Consider the following 15,517-nt stretch of genomic DNA (forward strand, 5'->3'; position numbering starts at 1 on the left):
CCAGGCAGCCAGCCCGCCTTGCGACTTACGCCCGCGCGTCGTGGCCGTCGTGGCCGTCGTGCTCGCCGTGCCCGCCATGCTCGTCGTGCCCGCCGGGTCCCTCGTGCTCCCCGCGTCCGCCGTGCTCGTCGTGGCCGCCGTGCTCGTCGTCCCCGCCGTGTTCGTCGTGGCCGCCGTGCTCACCGTGATCGCCGTGCTCACCGTGCTCGTCGTGCCCGCCGGGTCCCTCGTGCTCCCCGCGTCCGCCGTGCTCGTCGTGGCCGCCGTGTCCAGGCTTGCCGGGCATCTCGTGACCGGGGATCCCCGGAATGCCGTGACCCGGGAAGCCCGGGGTGTGGTGACCGGGCTTGCCGGGCGGCTTGGGGTAGCCGCCTCCTGTCGTGCCACCGAGCGTTCCACCCGTGGTCGGGCCCGCGGTGCCGCCCGTCGTGGTGCCCGCGACGGTACCGGCCGTCGAGCCGCCGAGCACGCCCCCTAGCACGCCGCCGCCCGTCGTCGAGCCGCCGAGCACGCCGCCGAGCACGCCGCCGCCCGTCGTCGCGCCGCCCAGCACGCCGCCGAGCACACCTCCCGTGGCAGTGCCGGCGGTCGTACCACCGGTCGCAGTGCCGCCCGTGGTCCCGCCCGTGGTCCCGCTCGTGGTGCCGGCGATGACACCACCCGTGACCAGACCGCCCGTGGTCGTGGTCCCGCCGGTGGTCCCGCCGGTGGTGCCTGCGGCACACGTCCCGCGGTTGATCACGTTGGTGTCCATCGTCACCGCGCCGTTACGGGCCAGCGCCCGTCCGTCGAGGTCCGCCCCCGTGGTAAGAGAGATGGAGGTCAGGGCCATGATGGTGCCGATGAAGTCGGTGTCGGTGCCGAGCGTGGCCGAACTCCCGATCTGCCAGAACACATTGCAGGGTGAGGCCCCGTTGATGAGGGAGACGCTGCTGGAGGATGCCGTCGTCAGACTCGAACCGACCTGGAAGACCCACACCGCGTTCGGGTTGTTCTGGGCGTCCAGGGTGAGGGTGCCGGTGAGTCCGAGGGTGGAGGGGGCGGTGTACACGCCCGGGACCAGCGTCAGGCCCCCGACGTCCGGGGGAAGGATCGCGTCCGAGGCCTGTCCGGCGGCGTTGTTGTAGGCCACGACCAGGTCGCTCTTGGCCTGGAGGCCCACCGGGTCGACCGGCCCCGAGTGCAGGGTGCCCATCACGGTGCCGGGCGGGAATCCGCTGATGGCAGTTCCCGGGCTCACTCCGAGGTCACCGGTGATCACCGTGGGGCCGGTATTGGTGATCTCCGAGCCGGCCAGCACGGCGAAGCTGGTGGCTGTGCCCAGGGGTACAGGCGATGCGATCGCTTCCGCGGGGGTCGGCGTCACCGCAACCACAGCCGAGGCGATCACCGTGGCGAGAGCCGTCGCGATCCAGAGGGGCGTGGTGCGCCGTAGCGCCGCGCCGGAGATTTTCAGCGTCATCGAGGGGCCAACTCCTGTGAGTGGATGGTCGCGTCATCGACGGTCCCGGACACACACAGGACCGTCTTTGTCGATGGCATATTACGGAGAAACTCGCACCGGCCCGCATTCATCGGGCGGTTTCTCGAAATTCACCATTTGCGCCGACAGGAAATCATATAAAGAATTAAATGGATCCGATGAGCCTTGTGCAGTAAGTGGACATTCGTGTGGCGTCGCGGTCGGGACGGCGGGAAGGGGCGCGGCGGCGGCGGCGGAGAAACGGTTGCCCCGTCGGCGCGACACGGTACGGAGGGGGAATCCAACTACCCCTGGGGCGTGCCATTCTGGTCATCAGAACAAGGTTTTTCGGAGCGGAGGAACGCACTCTGTGGGCGTCGACATCAATCCCACCGTCAGCAGGCGTCGGCTGGGGTCGGAGCTACGCCGGCTCCGGCAGGCGAGCGGTATGACAACGCAGCAAGTGGCCCAACGACTTCTGATCTCCCAGCCCAAGATCAGTCTCATGGAGAACGGCCGCCGCCTCGTCAAGCCGCGCGACGTACGAGATCTCTGCGGGCTGTACGGAATTCAGGACCGACAACTCGTCGACGACCTGATGCAGCTCGCCCGGGAATCGGGCCGGCAGGGCTGGTGGAACGCGTACGGCGACGTCCCCTACGGCGCCTACATCGGCCTGGAGGCCGAGGCCGCCACGATCCGGACCTACGAGCCCATGCTGATCCCGGGCCTGCTGCAAACCCCCGCCTACGCCCGGGCGGTCATCGCAGGAACGATCCCTCACGCCCCCGCCGGCCAGGCCGCCATGTGCCTCACGGTACGCATGCGGCGCCAGGACCGGCTCAATGCCCTCGACCCGCTGCGCTTATGGACCGTGCTGGACGAATCCGCTCTGCGGCGCGTCGTAGGAAGCCGGGACGTCATGCGCGAACAGCTCGAACATCTGACCCACCTGGGCGCCCAGCCGCACATCACCGTTCAGGTCCTCCCCCACGAGGTGGGGGCCCACCCCGGTGCCTCGGGACAGTTCACACTGCTCGAATTCGCCGACGCCACCGATGCGAGCGTGGTGTATCTGGAGAGGTTCACCAGTGACCTCTATCTGGAGAAACGTTCCGATGTGCGGCTCTACGGCGATATGTACGCCCACCTGCAGGCCCGCGCGCTGAGCCCGGACAGCACCACGCGGTTCATCACCGCAAGCATCGAGGCGTACGGCGACACGCAATTCCCCACGTCCCACGACCCGTTGCTCCCGCCCCATCCATGACCTGGCGGGGCGCATCCGTCAACGGCGTTCCGGTACCGGCCGTGCGGCCCGGTGTTCCGCCGCGGAGTGCACGGGCCGACATGCCGCGCATGGGCGTAATGAGCCGCTCCGACGGCTTTCCGGGCCACGGTGTGCGGAAGCGGTGACCGGCGTGGGCAGGCAGGGAGGAGGTGACACACCGCGTCATGGGTGAGGAGAGCGAGAACCGGTCGGAGGGGTTCGGCGAGCGGCTGCTCGGCCTGCTGCTGGACCGGGCGCAGCTGATGCCACCGCAACTGATCGCCCCGTTGATCGCGGAGGGGGTGGCCATGATCGGTGGCCGTGATGTCTCCCTCCTGCTCCAGGATTACGCGCAGGAGCTGCTGGTGCCGCTTCGGGGTGAAAAGCTGCACGTCGGCCGGCCCGAGCCGGTGGACGACTCCCCAGCCGGCCAGGCCTTCCTGAGCGCGGACGTCGTCGAGGTGCCGCAAGAGCACGGCGTGCGGATGTACCTGCCGCTGCTGGACGGCGGCGACCAGGTGGGTGTGCTGGCCCTGACCCTCGACACCGTCAGCGACGACGACCGGCGGATGCTGCGCCGGCTGGCCGGCCTGGTCGCGGACACACTGGTCGTCAAGAACGCCTACACCGACCAGTTCTTCCAGACCCGGCGTCGGGAGGTGATGAGCGTGTCCGCGGAGATCCAGTGGGGCCTGCTGCCGCCGCTGACGATGACCGTGCCGCAGGTAGCGGTGGCCGGCACCCTGGAACCCGCCTACCGCGTTGCCGGTGACAGTTTCGACTACGCCCTCAACGACAACATCCTGCACGCGGCCGTGATCGACGCGATGGGCCACGGTCTGGACGCCGCCGCCATGGCAACCGTGGCCATCGGTGCCTACCGGCACGCCCGGCGCGTGTTCATCAGCCTGGCCGAGAAGTACGTGTTCATGGACGACGCCGTATCCCGGCAGTTCGGTCCCGACCACTTCGTCACGGCGCAGCTGATGCACGTGAACATCGCCACCGGCGAGTTGGAGCTGGTCAATGCGGGCCACCCCGCGCCCTTGCTGATCCGCGGCGGCAAGGTCGTGCGGCAGCTGGAGAGCGCGACGACGTTGCCCGTCGGCTTCGGCGGTGAGATGCCCCAGATCAGGAAGCATCTGCTGCAGCAGGGCGACCGGGTGCTGTGCTACACCGACGGCATCATCGAGGAGTACGTCGCCGGCGGAGAGCAGTTCGGGGAGGAACGCCTCATCCGTTGCGTCAACCGCCTGGGCGCCGACCCGTCCGGTGGGATGCGGGCGGACCTGCGCCGGCTCTCCCACACGCTGAAGAGGGAACGCGGCGGACGCACGAGCGACGACGCCACCCTCTTCATGATCGAATGGCGCGGCGGCGCCGGCGACCACCTCGCGGTTCTTCGCTGAAGCCGCGACGTCAACAACAGGGAAACCGCGCCTGGCGGCGAGGTGCGGATACAGCCGCTCGGTACGGACACGGCCACGTTCGGCAGACCCCCTGTCCGCCGTGTTCGATCCGTTCGGGCCGGGTCTCACCCCGGACCGGCCGGTGGATGTCGTCGGCTCGCAGGCCCGCACTGTCCAAGGTGACGTCGAACAGGACTTCCTCGCCCTGGCGCAGATGGCCGTCCTTGTCACGGATCGCCAGGGCTTCTGCCTGAACGTCAGGTCCGGCGCCCTCCTGGCTGATGACACCGATGCCCCGGTCAGGGTCGAACCACTTCACGACGCCGCAGGGTGACACGCCTGCCCCTCTCCGCTCTGCTCGGATCCAGAAGGCGACACTGTCCGCCCGATGCCGACCGGTGGGGAGGGCGTGAGCGGGGGCGTGAAGCAGCGGAGCCCAGCGTGAGTGCACTCGGCAGGCGCCCGTGGCGGACCACGCGCTGGAGCGGCCCGTCCTCGTCGCCAGTGCCGGGCTCACGTCGCGGCCAGCAGGGGCCGCAGCCGGCCTTCCTTGAAGCGGGTGGCGAGCTCGCTCTCCTTGCGGCGCACCGCGCCGGTGGCGAGGACCGCGACGAGGGCGCCGACGGCGAACCCGATGATGACGTCGTGCGGGTAGTGCACACCCACCCACACCCGTGAGGCGGCCATCAAGGCCGCTGCCGACAGGGCGATGACGCCCAGCCGGCGCGACACGAGGAGCAGCGCGAAGGCAGAGGCCGAGGCGAGGGCGGCGTGGTTGCTGGGGAAGGACCAGTCACCGGGTGCGGGGCACGCTTCGAGGGTGAGCACGTGCAGTTGCCGGCAGGGCCGGTCCTCGCGGACGGCCAGCTTCAGCAGGGAGTCGACGCCGAAGGCGAGAACGGTGACCACGGGGGCCGCCAGCGCGGTGACCGCGGCCGGGGTGCCCGCGCGGCGGGCCTGCCACCAGGCGACGAGCATCAGCAGTGCGAACACCCCCAGCCCGTAGGCCGACCACCCGGCGATCAGACTGTCGACCCAGCCGGGGGCCCGGTGGGCGAGGCCGACGATGTCGAGATAGGCCGGGCCGTCGATCGCCGAGCCGTCGTATGCGGGATTCATCAAGGGGCCTCATTGCGGCGTGCGGCGGCCCGCCGGGAGCGGAGGAGTTCGGCTGCCGGCGGCAGCAGGGACACGGCGACGAGCAGGGCGATGATCGGCAGCAGGTAACGGTCGACATCGGGGACGGAAGAGCCGAGGGCGTACCCGGCCAGCACCAGGGCGAAGGTCCAGAGCAGGCCACCGGCGACCTGCCAGAGGGTGAAGACCCGGGCCGGGACGTCGAGCGCCCCGGCGAGCGGGTTCAGGACCGTGCGCACCACGACCCCTGCTGATGCCGTTCACGGCGCCGGCGCTCGCGCGGTGGGCCGCTCCACGCCTGCGACCCGCGGCCGCGATGTGGGCACTGACCGCCACGGCATGTGTGCTGGCAGGCGGCTGGCTGGCAGCACTCGGCGCCCTCCTCCTCGCCGGCACACTCACCGTGTCCCCCCTGGCACGCCTCCGAGCTCGCCGCCCGCTGCCATCCCGCCATGAGCGGACTGCGCGACGCCATCGGGCTGGCCGTCGAGCGCGTCGCCGACGAAGCCGCCGCGACGGTGGTCGGCGACCGCAACCTGACAGCACGGGCCATCGGTCGCGCGGCCCTCGCCGGGAACGCCGGCGTGTCCGCCCGTCCTTCCTTCACCGCGGGAGCCGCGGGCGGCCCCGTACCGCAACGCGTCAAAGCCCTGCTCCAGCCGGCGGCCACCCACCACGGCCTGGCCCTCGCGGTGGCCTGCCTGCTGCTCGCCTGCTCGGCCGCGACGGGTGCGGGAGCCGCCACCGGGCTCGTGAGCCTGCACCACGACGTGGAGATCGCGCAGGGTGAAGGGCAGGACGGCTGACCGGCGCGGGTGGCAGCGAGTCCGGGGCCCCGGTTCCCGCACCCCGCGCACCGTTGTGGATTCACGGGTTCACGGCTTCACGGCTTCAGGGCTTCACGGGTTCGGCGTCAGACCGGCCGGCGGGAATGCCGTCGTGTCGTGTGGCGGGCGTGACAGGTGCAGCACGGTGTGGAAGTAGCCGTCGGTCTCCTTGCCGTGCGGGTCATGGCCGGCCGCGGTCACCGCTTGGACGGCGTAGCGCTGTTCGTCGGCGTCCGTGAAGCGTCGTTGCCGGAACGTGCGCGTGGTGGCCGTCTCGGTGACCAGGCCGTTTGAAGCCAGGCATGCGGCGATCGGTTCGTAGGAGGTGGTGCGCAGCACCAGGGCCGCGACCCACACCGGCCCCTCGGCGCATGTCAGGATCGGCTGGAAGGTACGGGGGGACAGGAAGGTGGCCCCTCCGGTGATCGTGATCAGGCGGACGTGCTCCGCGGCGCGGAGCAGCGAGGCGGAGGGCGCCGCGGCTTCGAGGTTCTCGGCGAAGCCCTGCTCCAACAGGCCGACCTCGCACGCGTAGGAGATGGCGTTCACGGCCATGTCCAGTCCGAGCACCCGGGCCGGGTCACGGCGCCGTCGAGCCGCGTAATAACTGCGGTCCCATTCGATCAGGTCGGCCGTGGTGAGGGCGGTGGCCTGCGGCGAGGTGTAGTGGGCGTAGAGGTCGTCCAGCGTCACCTCATGGTTGAGGAGGGCGGCATTGATGCCGTAGGAGCAGCAGATGTCCAGTACGGTCACCGGTTCCCCCGCGCGGGCTGTCGGTGTGAGGGCCGCAACCGCCCGCCGGAAGACGCTCTGTCCGTGATGAGGTGCCTGGTAGTCCAGTGCGCCCAGTGCCCGGAAGTAGCCCCGGGGATCCGGCTGATCGTAGATGTCGTCGAATGGTGTCATGCCGCCCGGGAGGGGCGCCTGCGGCGCCGCCGAGCCGCCCGCGGCGATGTCCCCGGATTCCCTGTTCGGCATACCGCTCATGGTTGTTCCCCTCGGGGTTCGGGTCCGCTTCCCGACCAGAGTCGGCAGCCCCCGGGGAGTACGGAAGAAGGCGGGGGAGAAACCAGCCACGCGGCGCAGGACGCCGGCGGCGACGGGAGGCCTCGTCACCACGACGCGATCTTCGTCCGGGGCGGCTGGGAAGTCGAGAATGTTTGACATCGTGTCGTCTCTGCTTGACACTCCAGATGTCTGGTTTTCTTGACACGAGGAGCGGGAGTGGCAGTCGAAGAGAAACGCGCCTGGAGCATGCTGATGATCGCGGCAGGCTCGTACGCGGTGTACCTGTGCGTGGTCCTGGGGCGCCCCGCCGCGGTCCCGCTGTCCCGTACGCCCTACGCCGGAGCCCTGCTGTGGACGGTCGGGCTGTCCGTCGTCGCGTCGATCGCCGCGCACACCGCGATCGCCGCCTTCACACCGCGCGAGGCGACCGCGAAGGACCAGCGGGACCGGGAGATCCACCGCTTCGGCGAGTACGTGGGACAGTCGTTCGTCGTCGTCGGCGGGATCGCCGGCCTGGTCCTGGCGATGGCCGGGGCCGCGCCCTTCTGGATCGCCAACGCCATCTTCCTCGCCTTCGTCCTGTCGTCGGTGCTCGGCTCGGCGGTCAAGATCGTCTCCTACCGGTTCGGTTTCCACCCGTGGTGAAGGCGACGAGGGTCACCAACACCATCCGGGCCCAGCGGTTCGCCCACGGCGAGATGACCCAGGCAGAACTCGCCCGCCGCATCGGCGTCAGCCGCCAGACGGTGATCGCCATCGAACAGGGCCGCTACTCACCGTCGTTGGAGATGGCCTTCCAGATCGCCCAGGCGTTCGGGGTTCCCCTGGAAAGCGTCTTCCGGTACGCGGCGCACCCCACCAGCCCGGCCGGAACCGGCAACGAGGGAGACACTCCGTGAAAGCCATCGTCCAGGACGTCTACGGACCGACCGGCGTCCTGCGCCTCGAAGAGATCGACCAGCCCGTCCCCGGCCGGGGCGAGGTGCTGTTGCGCGTGCACGCGGCCGGCGTCGACCAGGGTGTCTGGCACCTGATGGCGGGCAAGCCCTACGCGATCCGCGCGGCGGGCTTCGGCCTGCGCACGCCCAAGCGGCGCGTGCGGGGCATGGACGTCGCCGGCCGCGTCGAGGCCGTCGGCCCCGGCGTCACCCGCTTGCGGCCGGGCGACGAGGTGTACGGCACTTGCGCCGGCTCCTTCGCGGAGTACGCGTGCGCGAAAGAGGACGAGCTGGCTCCGCGGCCGGCCCGTCTCACGCCCGAACAGGCGGCGGCCGTCACCGTCTCCGCGAGCACCGCGCTCCAGGCGCTGCGCCTCGGCCGACTGGAGCCCGGCCACCGCGTGCTGGTGATCGGAGCCGCCGGCGGGGTCGGAACCTACGCCGTGCAGATCGCCAAGGCCCTCGGAGCGGCTCACGTCACCGGCGTCTGCAGCGGCGCCAAAGCGGACCTGGTCCACTCCCTCGGCGCCGACGCGGTCATCGACTACACCCTTCAGGACCCCGCCGACAGCGGCCACCGGTACGACCTCGTCCTGGACACTGCGGGCAACCGCCCGCTGGCCCGGCTCCGTCGCATCCTGACACCGCGGGGGAGCCTGGTCATCGTCGGGGGCGAAACCGGGGGCCGCTGGATCGGCGGCGGTCAACGACAGCTCTGCGCGCTCCTGCTGTCCCCCTTCGTCCCTCACCGGTTGCGGGGACTGGCCTCCACTCCGCGGCCCGAGGACCTGGGCACCCTCGGGGAACTGATCGAATCCGGAGCCCTCACCCCGGCCCTCGACCGTACCTACCCCCTGGCCGAAGTCCCGTTGGCCATAGACCGCCTGCGGGCCGGCCGGGCACGCGGCAAGATCGTCATCCGCGTGTAGGCCCGACAGGCCACCGCGGGTGCCGGCTGCGTGCGGTCGGCCGGTACCGCTGCGCCCGGAGCGGGCCCGGCAGACAGGCGGATGAGGACGACGGGCTGCGGGGGAGTCGAGGACGAGCACCGTATCGGTCAGGCGCCGGAGCCGGCCCCGGCGGTCGTACCGCAGACGCGGGGTGTCCCGTAGGCGTTGCTGGTTGTGCCGTGCGCCTGTTACGTGCAGGTTTGTGATCGTATGAGTCCATCTGCTGATACCGACCAGGAGTGCGTTCCAAGGGAAGGATCTCCATGAGCCGGCAACACGTTCTGCGGGGCCGTACGGCTGTGGTCACCGGCGCCGCCCGCGGCCTGGGCGCGGGCCTGGTCTCTGAGCTGGCCGCTCGCGGGATGCGGGTCGCGCTGCTGGGGCGGGAGTGCGCGCGTCTGGAGGACGTCGCCCGCACCCTGCCGGTCGAAACCCGCTGCTACGCGGTCGACGTCACCGACGACGAGGCGATGGACCACGTCGCCCGGGCAGTCTCGGACACGCTGGGCCCGCCCTCCGTCGTGATCGCGAATGCCGGGATCGCCGAGGGCGGCCCCTTCGCCACCTCGCCCGCGGCCACGTGGAGACGGGTCATCGAGGTCAACCTGGTCGGCAGCGCCGTCACCGCCCGCGCCTTCCTCCCGGGCCTGCTCGCCTCGCGCGGCTACTTCCTTCAGATCGCCTCCACCGCGGCGTTCGGCTCGGCACCGCTGATGAGCGCCTACTGCGCTTCGAAAGCCGGCGCGGAGTCGTTCGCCCAGTCCCTGCGCGCCGAACTCGCCCACCAGCGCGTTGCCGTCGGGATCGCCTACGTGCACTGGACGGACACGGACATGATCCGTGACGCCGACGAGCACACCGTGCTGCGGGAACTGCGCGCGCACATGCCGCCGGGTGCCCGCCGCACCTACCCGGTGTCCCGGGTGGCGGGCTGGGTCGTCCGGGGCGTCGACCACCGTTCGGCAACCGTGTACGCACCGCCCCGGCTGCGCTGGGTCCAGCCATTGCGGCCCCTCCTCCCCATGGCGGTGACCGCGGTCTCCCGCCGGGCACTTCCGCGGCTGGCCGAGCGCGGCCAGGTGGAGCCCACCGGCCTGCTGGGCGCCGGCGGACAAGCCGACCGGGACGCGACGCAACCCGGGCCGCGCGAGACCTGACACGGCGCCCCGGATACCGGCGGGCCGACCCCGGGGCGGTACGGCGAGCTGCTGGATGTCGGCGCCGCCCCGGGGGAGGCGGCGCGATCGTCCTCCCCCCGGACCGGCACTCCCCCTGGACCGGCACGGCCCGTGAACAGGCAGCCGTCACGCGAACGGCCCAGCCGCCTGAACAGTGGCGCAGCCCCCTGTGGAAACGGCCGGTGAACGGTCATCGGTCGGCCGTTCGGAGCAGCCGGTATGGCGGCGGACCAGGCCGTGGGCGACGCTGAGTGCAGCACCGGCACCTGCGCCGGCCTGCGACGTGCCCGGTGAGGAGCCCCTGCCATGTCCGAACGCAACACCGTCTTTCGCAGCATGCACGATGTAGGCCTGGCCGCTTGGTTCGGCGGATCGCTGATGGGCGCGGTCGGCCTCAACGGCGCCGCCAAGGGTCACAGCGAAAGCTGGCGCGACAACGCGCGGATCGCCAGCGCCGGCTGGGCGAAGTGGACGCCGGTCAGCGCGGTCGCGATCGGCGCGCACCTGGTCGGCGGCAGCGGGCTGCTCGCGGCCAATGCCGCCCGGGTCGCCACTCAGCAGGGGGTGGCCGCTTCCACGGTGGCCAAAACTTTGCTGACCGGCGTCGCCCTGGCTGCCACGGCATACGCCCGGATGCTGGGCAAGAAGATCGAACTCGCCTCGTCACGGGACCCGCAGGACGCGGAGGAGGCGGCCGGTTCCTTCGACATGGGCAAAGCGGAACGGCAGCTGTCCTACGCGCAGTGGGTGGTTCCGGCGGTGACCGGTGGCCTGTTGGTCCTCAATGCCCTGCACGGGGAGCAGCAGCGTCCGGCCGAGCAGGCACAGGGCATGTGGCAGCGCGCCCGTTGCCTGTCTCCGCACCTGCCGTACGCGGACCACTGGCACCACCTGGGCGACTGAAGTCCCCCTGCCTGGCCCGGCATGCGCGCAACGATCAAGGACTCGGGACGTTTGAAAACCTCGGCGCGGTACAGACGATCGTTGACACCGGCTTTATTCATCGAGGTAGGAGAAGCGCATGGGCATCATTGCCTGGATCCTGATCGGACTGCTCGCGGGCTTCATAGCGAAGGCGCTGATGCCGGGCAAGGACCCCGGTGGCGTCATCATCACGATGCTCATCGGCATCGCGGGTGGTCTGCTCGGCGGCTGGCTCGGCAAGGTCATCTTCGGCGTCGACTCCATCGACGGCTTCTTCGACCTTTCCACCTGGATCGCCGCCATCATCGGCTCGGTCATCCTCCTTGCCGTCTACCGACTGGTCACCGGCAACAAGCGTCACCACAGCCACGCCTGACACAGTCCCACCCCAGAACGACCCCAGACGGAAACGGCTCCCCCTCCTTCCGAGGGCGGAGCCGTTCCGCTGCGGCGGACACACAGGGGCCGCGTGGGGCGGCCGATCACGGCAAGCCCTTCCACCCCGCCCCGCCCCTGGATCAGGGTCCGCACCGTGCAAGGCCCACCCCTGCTCTGGGGTGGCCCGCACCTTCCGTAGGGCACCCGTACGGCGCCTGCCTACGGCAACCGCCGCTTGCGGGACTCCTTCAGCCAGGGGCCGAGCGCCATGGCGAGGACGACCGCGCCCAGTATGAAGTAGACGTCGACAGCGCGCCCCGACCACTGCGCCCAGCCCGAAGTGGCGTCCTCGTGCTGGTCGAAGATTCCGTACGGCATCACCCCCGTCAGCCTCAGGCATTCGTCGACGGCGGTCGCCGCGCCGCGCAACACCAAGAGCGGCATGCCGATCCACGCCCCTGCAAAGACCGTCCAGCCCGGCACGAGCGGGCGCGGCGGACCCGTCGTGCGGTGGACCACGCCTACGGCGACGAGGCAGATCGCGATGACGACCGCGTTCGGGAGCACGCAGTCGAGGCCGCTGTCGCCTTCGCCCGGGTCGACGCCGATGCCGTGCCCACCGTTGGAGACGATCGCGAAGGCATGGATCAGCGCGAACCCCGCCACCCAGGCGTAGGCGGCGGGCACGACCCACATCGGTCGTCCGGATCCGGCCCTGGGTATGCCTGTGTCGGGTACGCGGACCATCGGGCAGCCTCCTCGGAAAGATCGACACTCAGAACGCTAGAGGCAGGCCCCCCGTCGCACGTCGGCTTGCAGTCGCGTCATCCGCACCAGGGCTCCCCCGGGAGGGGGAGCCGCATGCGCCCACAGGCGGACGGCAACGGCCCCGAGCCCGGCAGGGTCTGCGGCGGCGCGAATCGTTCCTGCGGTGAATGTCATCGGCCGTGTGGGCCAGCGCAGCACGCTGTGTCTGCGGCGCAGGTGAGGAGGCCTGTAGAACGCCGGGACAGTCGCGTCGTACTGAAGGGTGTTCGTGATGAGCCGAGGCTTGATCGTCGTGGATGTGCAGAACGACTTCTGTGAGGGAGGGAGCGTTCCCGTCGCGGGAGGCGCTCGGATCGCCACGGCGATCGCCGACTTGGTGGATCAGAGCGCGGGTGGTGACTACCAGTTCATCGTGGCCACCCGGGACCACCACATCGATCCGGGAAGCCACTTCTCCTCGAACCCGGACTTCAAGGACAGCTTCCCCGTCCACTGCGTGGCCGGAGGCGAAGGCGGCGAGTTCCATCCGAACTTCGCCCCCACCGTCGCCGACGGCAAGGTCCACGCCGTCTTCTTCAAGGGCGCCCACAGCGCCTCCAAGAGCGGTTTCGAGGGCGCGGACGCCGACGGGACCTCTCTCGCCGACTGGCTGCGCGCCCGGGGGGTGAGGGACGTCGACGTGGTGGGCATCGCGACCGACCACTGCGTGCGCGCCACCGCACTGGACGCCGCTGCGGCGGGGTTCAGCACCCGGGTACGCCTGGACTACTCGGTCGGCGTCGCCCCGGAGACCATCGCCTCCACCCTGGACGACTTCCGGCAGGCAGGCATCGAGATGTCCGGTGAGACACCGGCGCCGAGTTAGTACCTTGCGAAGTGTGGGAACGGCACCGCGGTCGGACACCGCGAGACGGCTCCGCCCGGCTCATCCACGAGAACCCAAAAAAATAGCGGACGGCGATGTCGAGAACCCGCCTCCGGCTCCGTCCCCGCAGTGAACGCGGCCAGAGTGGGTCGCACGAGCACTGAGGAGAACCACCATGGCCAAGTACCTGCTGCTGAAGCACTACCGTGGCGCCCCGGCTTCGGTCAATGACGCGCCGATGGACCAGTGGAGCCCGGAGGAGATCTCAGCCCACATGCGGTACATGAACGACTTCGCGGCCCGCCTGGAGACGACAGGCGAGTTCGTCGACAGCCAGGCGCTCTCCCCCGGGGGAACGTGGGTCCGCTACGACGGTGAGGGCCGCCCGCCGGTCACCGACGGACCGTTCGCCGAGACCAAGGACCTGATCGCCGGCTGGATGATCATCGACGTCGACAGCCACGAGCGTGCCGTCGAGCTGGCCGGGGAACTGTCGGCCGCCCCCGGGGCGGGCGGCAAGCCGATCCACGAGTGGCTGGAGCTGCGCCCGTTCCTGGCCGAGCCCCCCATCATCGCGGAGTGAGGTCACCGGTGGGTGCGGTCCTGCTCGGGAACCTCACACCGAGCGTGCTCACCGTCCCCGGCCGTCACGGAGCAGAATCCGCGGCGGCCGAGGACGCCGTGCAGGACGCTGGTCAAGGCGCTCAGGGTCTGGCCGGCCCACCCGTCGCCCGGTCGGTCATCCGTCGGTGACCGGTGGGTGATCCGTCGGCGATCGGCCTGGGTGTGCGCTCTCAGCGCGCGGCGGCGAGCGCGGCCACGTCGATCTTGTACGGCGCGAAGCCGGCGTTGCTCTTGCAGCCGAGCTCCTCCCAGGTACTGACCTTGGTCTCCGGGTCGGTGTACGTCAGGTGGTACTTACAGGCGCCCTTGATGTACTGGCCCTTGACGCCGCCGGGAAAGTCGATCTCCTTGTTCCACAGATAGGGCGAGTTGTAGGTGTTCAGGTGTGCCGTGGCGTTCACGTCGATCCCGCCCGGCGCGTAGATTTCGTAGACCCAGCCCGTCTTCGCGGCCCCGTAGGTCGCGAACTTCTGGGCCACCCACTTCTCACAGCTGGTGCTCAGGTGCGCGCTGTTCTGGCCCCCGCCCTTGACGATGTACTCGGCGAGCGGGGTCAGTTCCTTGCCGCGCGGGGTGAAGCCGGACTTGAAGATCTCCTCGACGCTCTCCCTGGTGTCACCGCGCCACAGGACGTTGGTGTCGTTGCGCCACTGCCAGTGCTCGTCGGCCGCACCGGCCGCGACGTCGAGGTCGATGGCCTTGTCGGTCGTCGTGCGGTACCAGTCCCAGGGTCGGTACTCGACGGTCGGTCCGCAGGGCTTGGTCGATTCGTCGTCGAGCGCGACGGGAGCGGCGGTTGCCGGGGTGATGCCGGCGACGGAGGCGAGGGAGACGGCGGCGAGGACCCGGAGAGCTGCCTGCAACACGGTGAGTACCCATCAGTTGAGCAACATGACGGGCTCTTTATAGGCGCACGCCTCCTCCCGGGCGGCCCTCGCACCGGCGCGTCCACCCGCCCGGGTGGAACAGTCATACCGGGGAAAGGATTCGCCGAGGGGTCGCGCGCACGTCGGCATGACCTGCCACGGTGACCGCTCGGATCCCGTATCGCGGGGCGCCGCCCGGTCGTCGAGCCGCTCGCCGACCGCCGCCCCACAAGGACGGGAGACGGCCACGCGTCGGCGTCGCTGGGCGACTACCAGAGCGCCGACGGTCGCTCCCGAGGTCATCGGTGCCGCGCACCGCGATGCTGTTGCCCACGGGATGGGAGGTGATGACGTTCAGCTCGCGAGCAGGGTCGTGCCCAGTGCGAACAGGGCGACGGCCTTGGCCACCTCGCCGGCCACGTAGAGCAGATGTGCTCGCGACCGGGGGACTTCCTCCCCGGACAGGATTCGGTCGGACCGGCGGTTGAGGGCGGGCCGGACGCCCACGAGCTGGATCACCAACAGCGCGGCGACGAGGGCCGTCAGGACCGTAACGGCCGCTGGCGGGTCGCCCGCGGCGACGGCCGCGATCACTACGACGGCCAGGACGGCCTCGACGCGATTGAGCGCGCGAAATACCAGACGTCCGATGCCGAGGCCGATCCGCACCGTCACCCCGGGGGCCCGGAACTTCAGCGGCGCCTCCAGGAAGGAGATGGCCAGCACCATCCCGAGCCAGACGAAGACAGCCGCGGCGGCCACAGCCGCTGACGTGGCATCCATGCGTGTCTCTCCTTCTACGGCGTCCCGTGCGGACTGTGAGCCGGTCTCACATCGATGCCCCAGGCCGATGGCGGTGCGCCCGTCGCGCGCGCTCGTCACGTGCGCCCGTGGTGCGTACCGCCCCGGCCGT

Annotated in this window: 18 protein-coding genes and 2 pseudogenes; 12 read left to right on the plus strand and 8 right to left on the minus strand. The window is 70.4% G+C overall.

The features are described 5' to 3' along the window. Positions 1-25: 25 nt before the first annotated feature. Positions 26-1,462: an ice-binding family protein gene (locus AMK16_RS25945; protein ID WP_073919765.1), complete on the minus strand. Its 1,437-nt coding sequence runs from the start codon at positions 1,460-1,462 to the stop codon at positions 26-28. A 370-nt stretch (positions 1,463-1,832) separates the two neighbouring features. Between AMK16_RS25945 and AMK16_RS25950 the strand changes: the two genes are divergently transcribed. Together AMK16_RS25950 and AMK16_RS25955 are read left to right on the plus strand one after the other, a co-directional pair. Further along, on the plus strand, positions 1,833-2,732 hold the full coding sequence (locus tag AMK16_RS25950; RefSeq protein ID WP_073919766.1) for a helix-turn-helix domain-containing protein: 900 nt from the start codon (positions 1,833-1,835) through the stop codon (positions 2,730-2,732). Positions 2,733-2,917: 185 nt separating this feature from the next. Further along, a complete protein-coding gene (locus tag AMK16_RS25955) occupies positions 2,918-4,141 on the plus strand; it encodes a PP2C family protein-serine/threonine phosphatase (RefSeq protein WP_073919767.1) in 1,224 nt (407 codons plus the stop codon). Between the two features lie 10 nt (positions 4,142-4,151). Here AMK16_RS25955 and AMK16_RS38560 read toward each other — a convergent pair whose 3' ends face one another. The 3 genes and pseudogenes from AMK16_RS38560 to AMK16_RS25970 form a co-directional block, all read right to left on the minus strand. Continuing rightward, positions 4,152-4,658 carry a cold-shock protein gene (locus tag AMK16_RS38560; RefSeq protein WP_443333608.1) on the minus strand — a complete coding sequence of 169 codons (507 nt, stop codon included), beginning with the start codon at positions 4,656-4,658 and terminating at the stop codon, positions 4,152-4,154. Continuing rightward, complete coding sequence (locus tag AMK16_RS25965; protein ID WP_073919769.1) at positions 4,655-5,260, minus strand: phosphatase PAP2 family protein; 606 nt, start codon at positions 5,258-5,260, stop codon at positions 4,655-4,657. The genes AMK16_RS38560 and AMK16_RS25965 overlap by 4 nt, the downstream gene beginning before the upstream one ends. Then, a pseudogene (locus AMK16_RS25970) lies at positions 5,260-5,520 on the minus strand (DedA family protein); the annotation flags it as partial. The gene AMK16_RS25965 and the pseudogene AMK16_RS25970, both read right to left, overlap by 1 nt. A 210-nt stretch (positions 5,521-5,730) precedes the next feature. Here AMK16_RS25970 and AMK16_RS38350 point away from each other — a divergent pair. Next, on the plus strand, positions 5,731-6,084 hold the full coding sequence (locus tag AMK16_RS38350; protein WP_073919770.1) for a hypothetical protein: 354 nt from the start codon (positions 5,731-5,733) through the stop codon (positions 6,082-6,084). A gap of 93 nt (positions 6,085-6,177) precedes the next feature. Here the strand turns inward: AMK16_RS38350 and AMK16_RS25980 are convergent, their stop codons facing one another. Beyond that, on the minus strand, positions 6,178-7,092 hold the full coding sequence (locus tag AMK16_RS25980) for a hypothetical protein (RefSeq protein ID WP_338014478.1): 915 nt from the start codon (positions 7,090-7,092) through the stop codon (positions 6,178-6,180). Positions 7,093-7,329: 237 nt separating this feature from the next. Here AMK16_RS25980 and AMK16_RS25985 point away from each other — a divergent pair, with 237 nt between their 5' ends. The 6 genes from AMK16_RS25985 to AMK16_RS26010 all read left to right on the plus strand — a co-directional run bounded on the left by AMK16_RS25985 (position 7,330) and on the right by AMK16_RS26010 (position 11,479). Continuing rightward, complete coding sequence (locus tag AMK16_RS25985) at positions 7,330-7,758, plus strand: hypothetical protein (protein WP_199885578.1); 429 nt, start codon at positions 7,330-7,332, stop codon at positions 7,756-7,758. Continuing rightward, positions 7,755-8,012, plus strand: coding sequence for a helix-turn-helix transcriptional regulator (locus tag AMK16_RS25990; RefSeq protein WP_274535381.1), 258 nt, complete (start codon positions 7,755-7,757; stop codon positions 8,010-8,012). The genes AMK16_RS25985 and AMK16_RS25990 overlap by 4 nt, the downstream gene beginning before the upstream one ends. After that, positions 8,009-8,980, plus strand: a complete 972-nt coding sequence (locus AMK16_RS25995) for an NAD(P)-dependent alcohol dehydrogenase (protein WP_073919772.1) — start codon at positions 8,009-8,011, stop codon at positions 8,978-8,980. Before AMK16_RS25990 ends, AMK16_RS25995 begins: the two co-directional genes overlap by 4 nt. A 284-nt stretch (positions 8,981-9,264) precedes the next feature. Further along, the gene (locus AMK16_RS26000) at positions 9,265-10,158 is read left to right on the plus strand and encodes an SDR family oxidoreductase (RefSeq protein WP_073919773.1); all 894 of its coding nucleotides are present in this window, start codon (positions 9,265-9,267) and stop codon (positions 10,156-10,158) included. A 327-nt stretch (positions 10,159-10,485) separates the two neighbouring features. Continuing rightward, positions 10,486-11,082: a hypothetical protein gene (locus AMK16_RS26005; RefSeq protein ID WP_073919774.1), complete on the plus strand. Its 597-nt coding sequence runs from the start codon at positions 10,486-10,488 to the stop codon at positions 11,080-11,082. A 118-nt stretch (positions 11,083-11,200) separates the two neighbouring features. Continuing rightward, entirely contained in the window at positions 11,201-11,479 is a 279-nt protein-coding gene (locus AMK16_RS26010; RefSeq protein WP_073919775.1) for a GlsB/YeaQ/YmgE family stress response membrane protein, read from the plus strand. Between the two features lie 221 nt (positions 11,480-11,700). Here AMK16_RS26010 and AMK16_RS26015 read toward each other — a convergent pair whose 3' ends face one another. After that, complete coding sequence (locus tag AMK16_RS26015; protein WP_143196872.1) at positions 11,701-12,228, minus strand: hypothetical protein; 528 nt, start codon at positions 12,226-12,228, stop codon at positions 11,701-11,703. 292 nt (positions 12,229-12,520) lie between these two features. On the opposite strand from AMK16_RS26015, the gene AMK16_RS26020 reads away from it, so the two are divergent. From AMK16_RS26020 to AMK16_RS37540, 3 genes and pseudogenes are all read left to right on the plus strand, one after another. Continuing rightward, complete coding sequence (locus tag AMK16_RS26020) at positions 12,521-13,114, plus strand: isochorismatase family protein (RefSeq protein WP_073919777.1); 594 nt, start codon at positions 12,521-12,523, stop codon at positions 13,112-13,114. A gap of 175 nt (positions 13,115-13,289) precedes the next feature. After that, positions 13,290-13,697: a YciI family protein gene (locus AMK16_RS26025; protein ID WP_073919778.1), complete on the plus strand. Its 408-nt coding sequence runs from the start codon at positions 13,290-13,292 to the stop codon at positions 13,695-13,697. Between the two features lie 8 nt (positions 13,698-13,705). Then, positions 13,706-13,842 (plus strand): annotated as a pseudogene (locus tag AMK16_RS37540) (RNA polymerase subunit sigma-24); the annotation flags it as partial. A 66-nt stretch (positions 13,843-13,908) separates the two neighbouring features. Here AMK16_RS37540 and AMK16_RS26030 read toward each other — a convergent pair. Next, positions 13,909-14,604, minus strand: a complete 696-nt coding sequence (locus AMK16_RS26030) for a scabin-related ADP-ribosyltransferase (protein ID WP_073919779.1) — start codon at positions 14,602-14,604, stop codon at positions 13,909-13,911. 354 nt (positions 14,605-14,958) lie between these two features. Beyond that, a complete protein-coding gene (locus AMK16_RS26035) occupies positions 14,959-15,387 on the minus strand; it encodes a hypothetical protein (protein ID WP_073919780.1) in 429 nt (142 codons plus the stop codon). Positions 15,388-15,517 lie beyond the last annotated feature (130 nt).

It is taken from the genome of Streptomyces sp. CB00455, from assembly GCF_001905445.1.
Classification (GTDB): Bacteria; Actinomycetota; Actinomycetes; order Streptomycetales; family Streptomycetaceae; genus Streptomyces.

What these genes read in the sequence shown, in the direction of transcription:
- AMK16_RS25955 (WP_073919767.1), top strand. Translation starts at nt 2,918, where the DNA reads ATGGGTGAGGAGAGCGAGAACCGGTCGGAGGGGTTCGGCGAGCGGCTG.
- AMK16_RS38350 (WP_073919770.1), top strand. Translation starts at nt 5,731, where the DNA reads ATGAGCGGACTGCGCGACGCCATCGGGCTGGCCGTCGAGCGCGTCGCC.
- AMK16_RS25965 (WP_073919769.1), bottom strand. Translation starts at nt 5,260, where the DNA reads ATGAATCCCGCATACGACGGCTCGGCGATCGACGGCCCGGCCTATCTC.
- AMK16_RS25980 (WP_338014478.1), bottom strand. Translation starts at nt 7,092, where the DNA reads ATGAGCGGTATGCCGAACAGGGAATCCGGGGACATCGCCGCGGGCGGC.
- AMK16_RS26000 (WP_073919773.1), top strand. Translation starts at nt 9,265, where the DNA reads ATGAGCCGGCAACACGTTCTGCGGGGCCGTACGGCTGTGGTCACCGGC.
- AMK16_RS26025 (WP_073919778.1), top strand. Translation starts at nt 13,290, where the DNA reads ATGGCCAAGTACCTGCTGCTGAAGCACTACCGTGGCGCCCCGGCTTCG.
- AMK16_RS26010 (WP_073919775.1), top strand. Translation starts at nt 11,201, where the DNA reads ATGGGCATCATTGCCTGGATCCTGATCGGACTGCTCGCGGGCTTCATA.
- AMK16_RS26015 (WP_143196872.1), bottom strand. Translation starts at nt 12,228, where the DNA reads ATGGTCCGCGTACCCGACACAGGCATACCCAGGGCCGGATCCGGACGA.
- AMK16_RS26005 (WP_073919774.1), top strand. Translation starts at nt 10,486, where the DNA reads ATGTCCGAACGCAACACCGTCTTTCGCAGCATGCACGATGTAGGCCTG.
- AMK16_RS25945 (WP_073919765.1), bottom strand. Translation starts at nt 1,462, where the DNA reads ATGACGCTGAAAATCTCCGGCGCGGCGCTACGGCGCACCACGCCCCTC.
- AMK16_RS26035 (WP_073919780.1), bottom strand. Translation starts at nt 15,387, where the DNA reads ATGGATGCCACGTCAGCGGCTGTGGCCGCCGCGGCTGTCTTCGTCTGG.
- AMK16_RS26020 (WP_073919777.1), top strand. Translation starts at nt 12,521, where the DNA reads ATGAGCCGAGGCTTGATCGTCGTGGATGTGCAGAACGACTTCTGTGAG.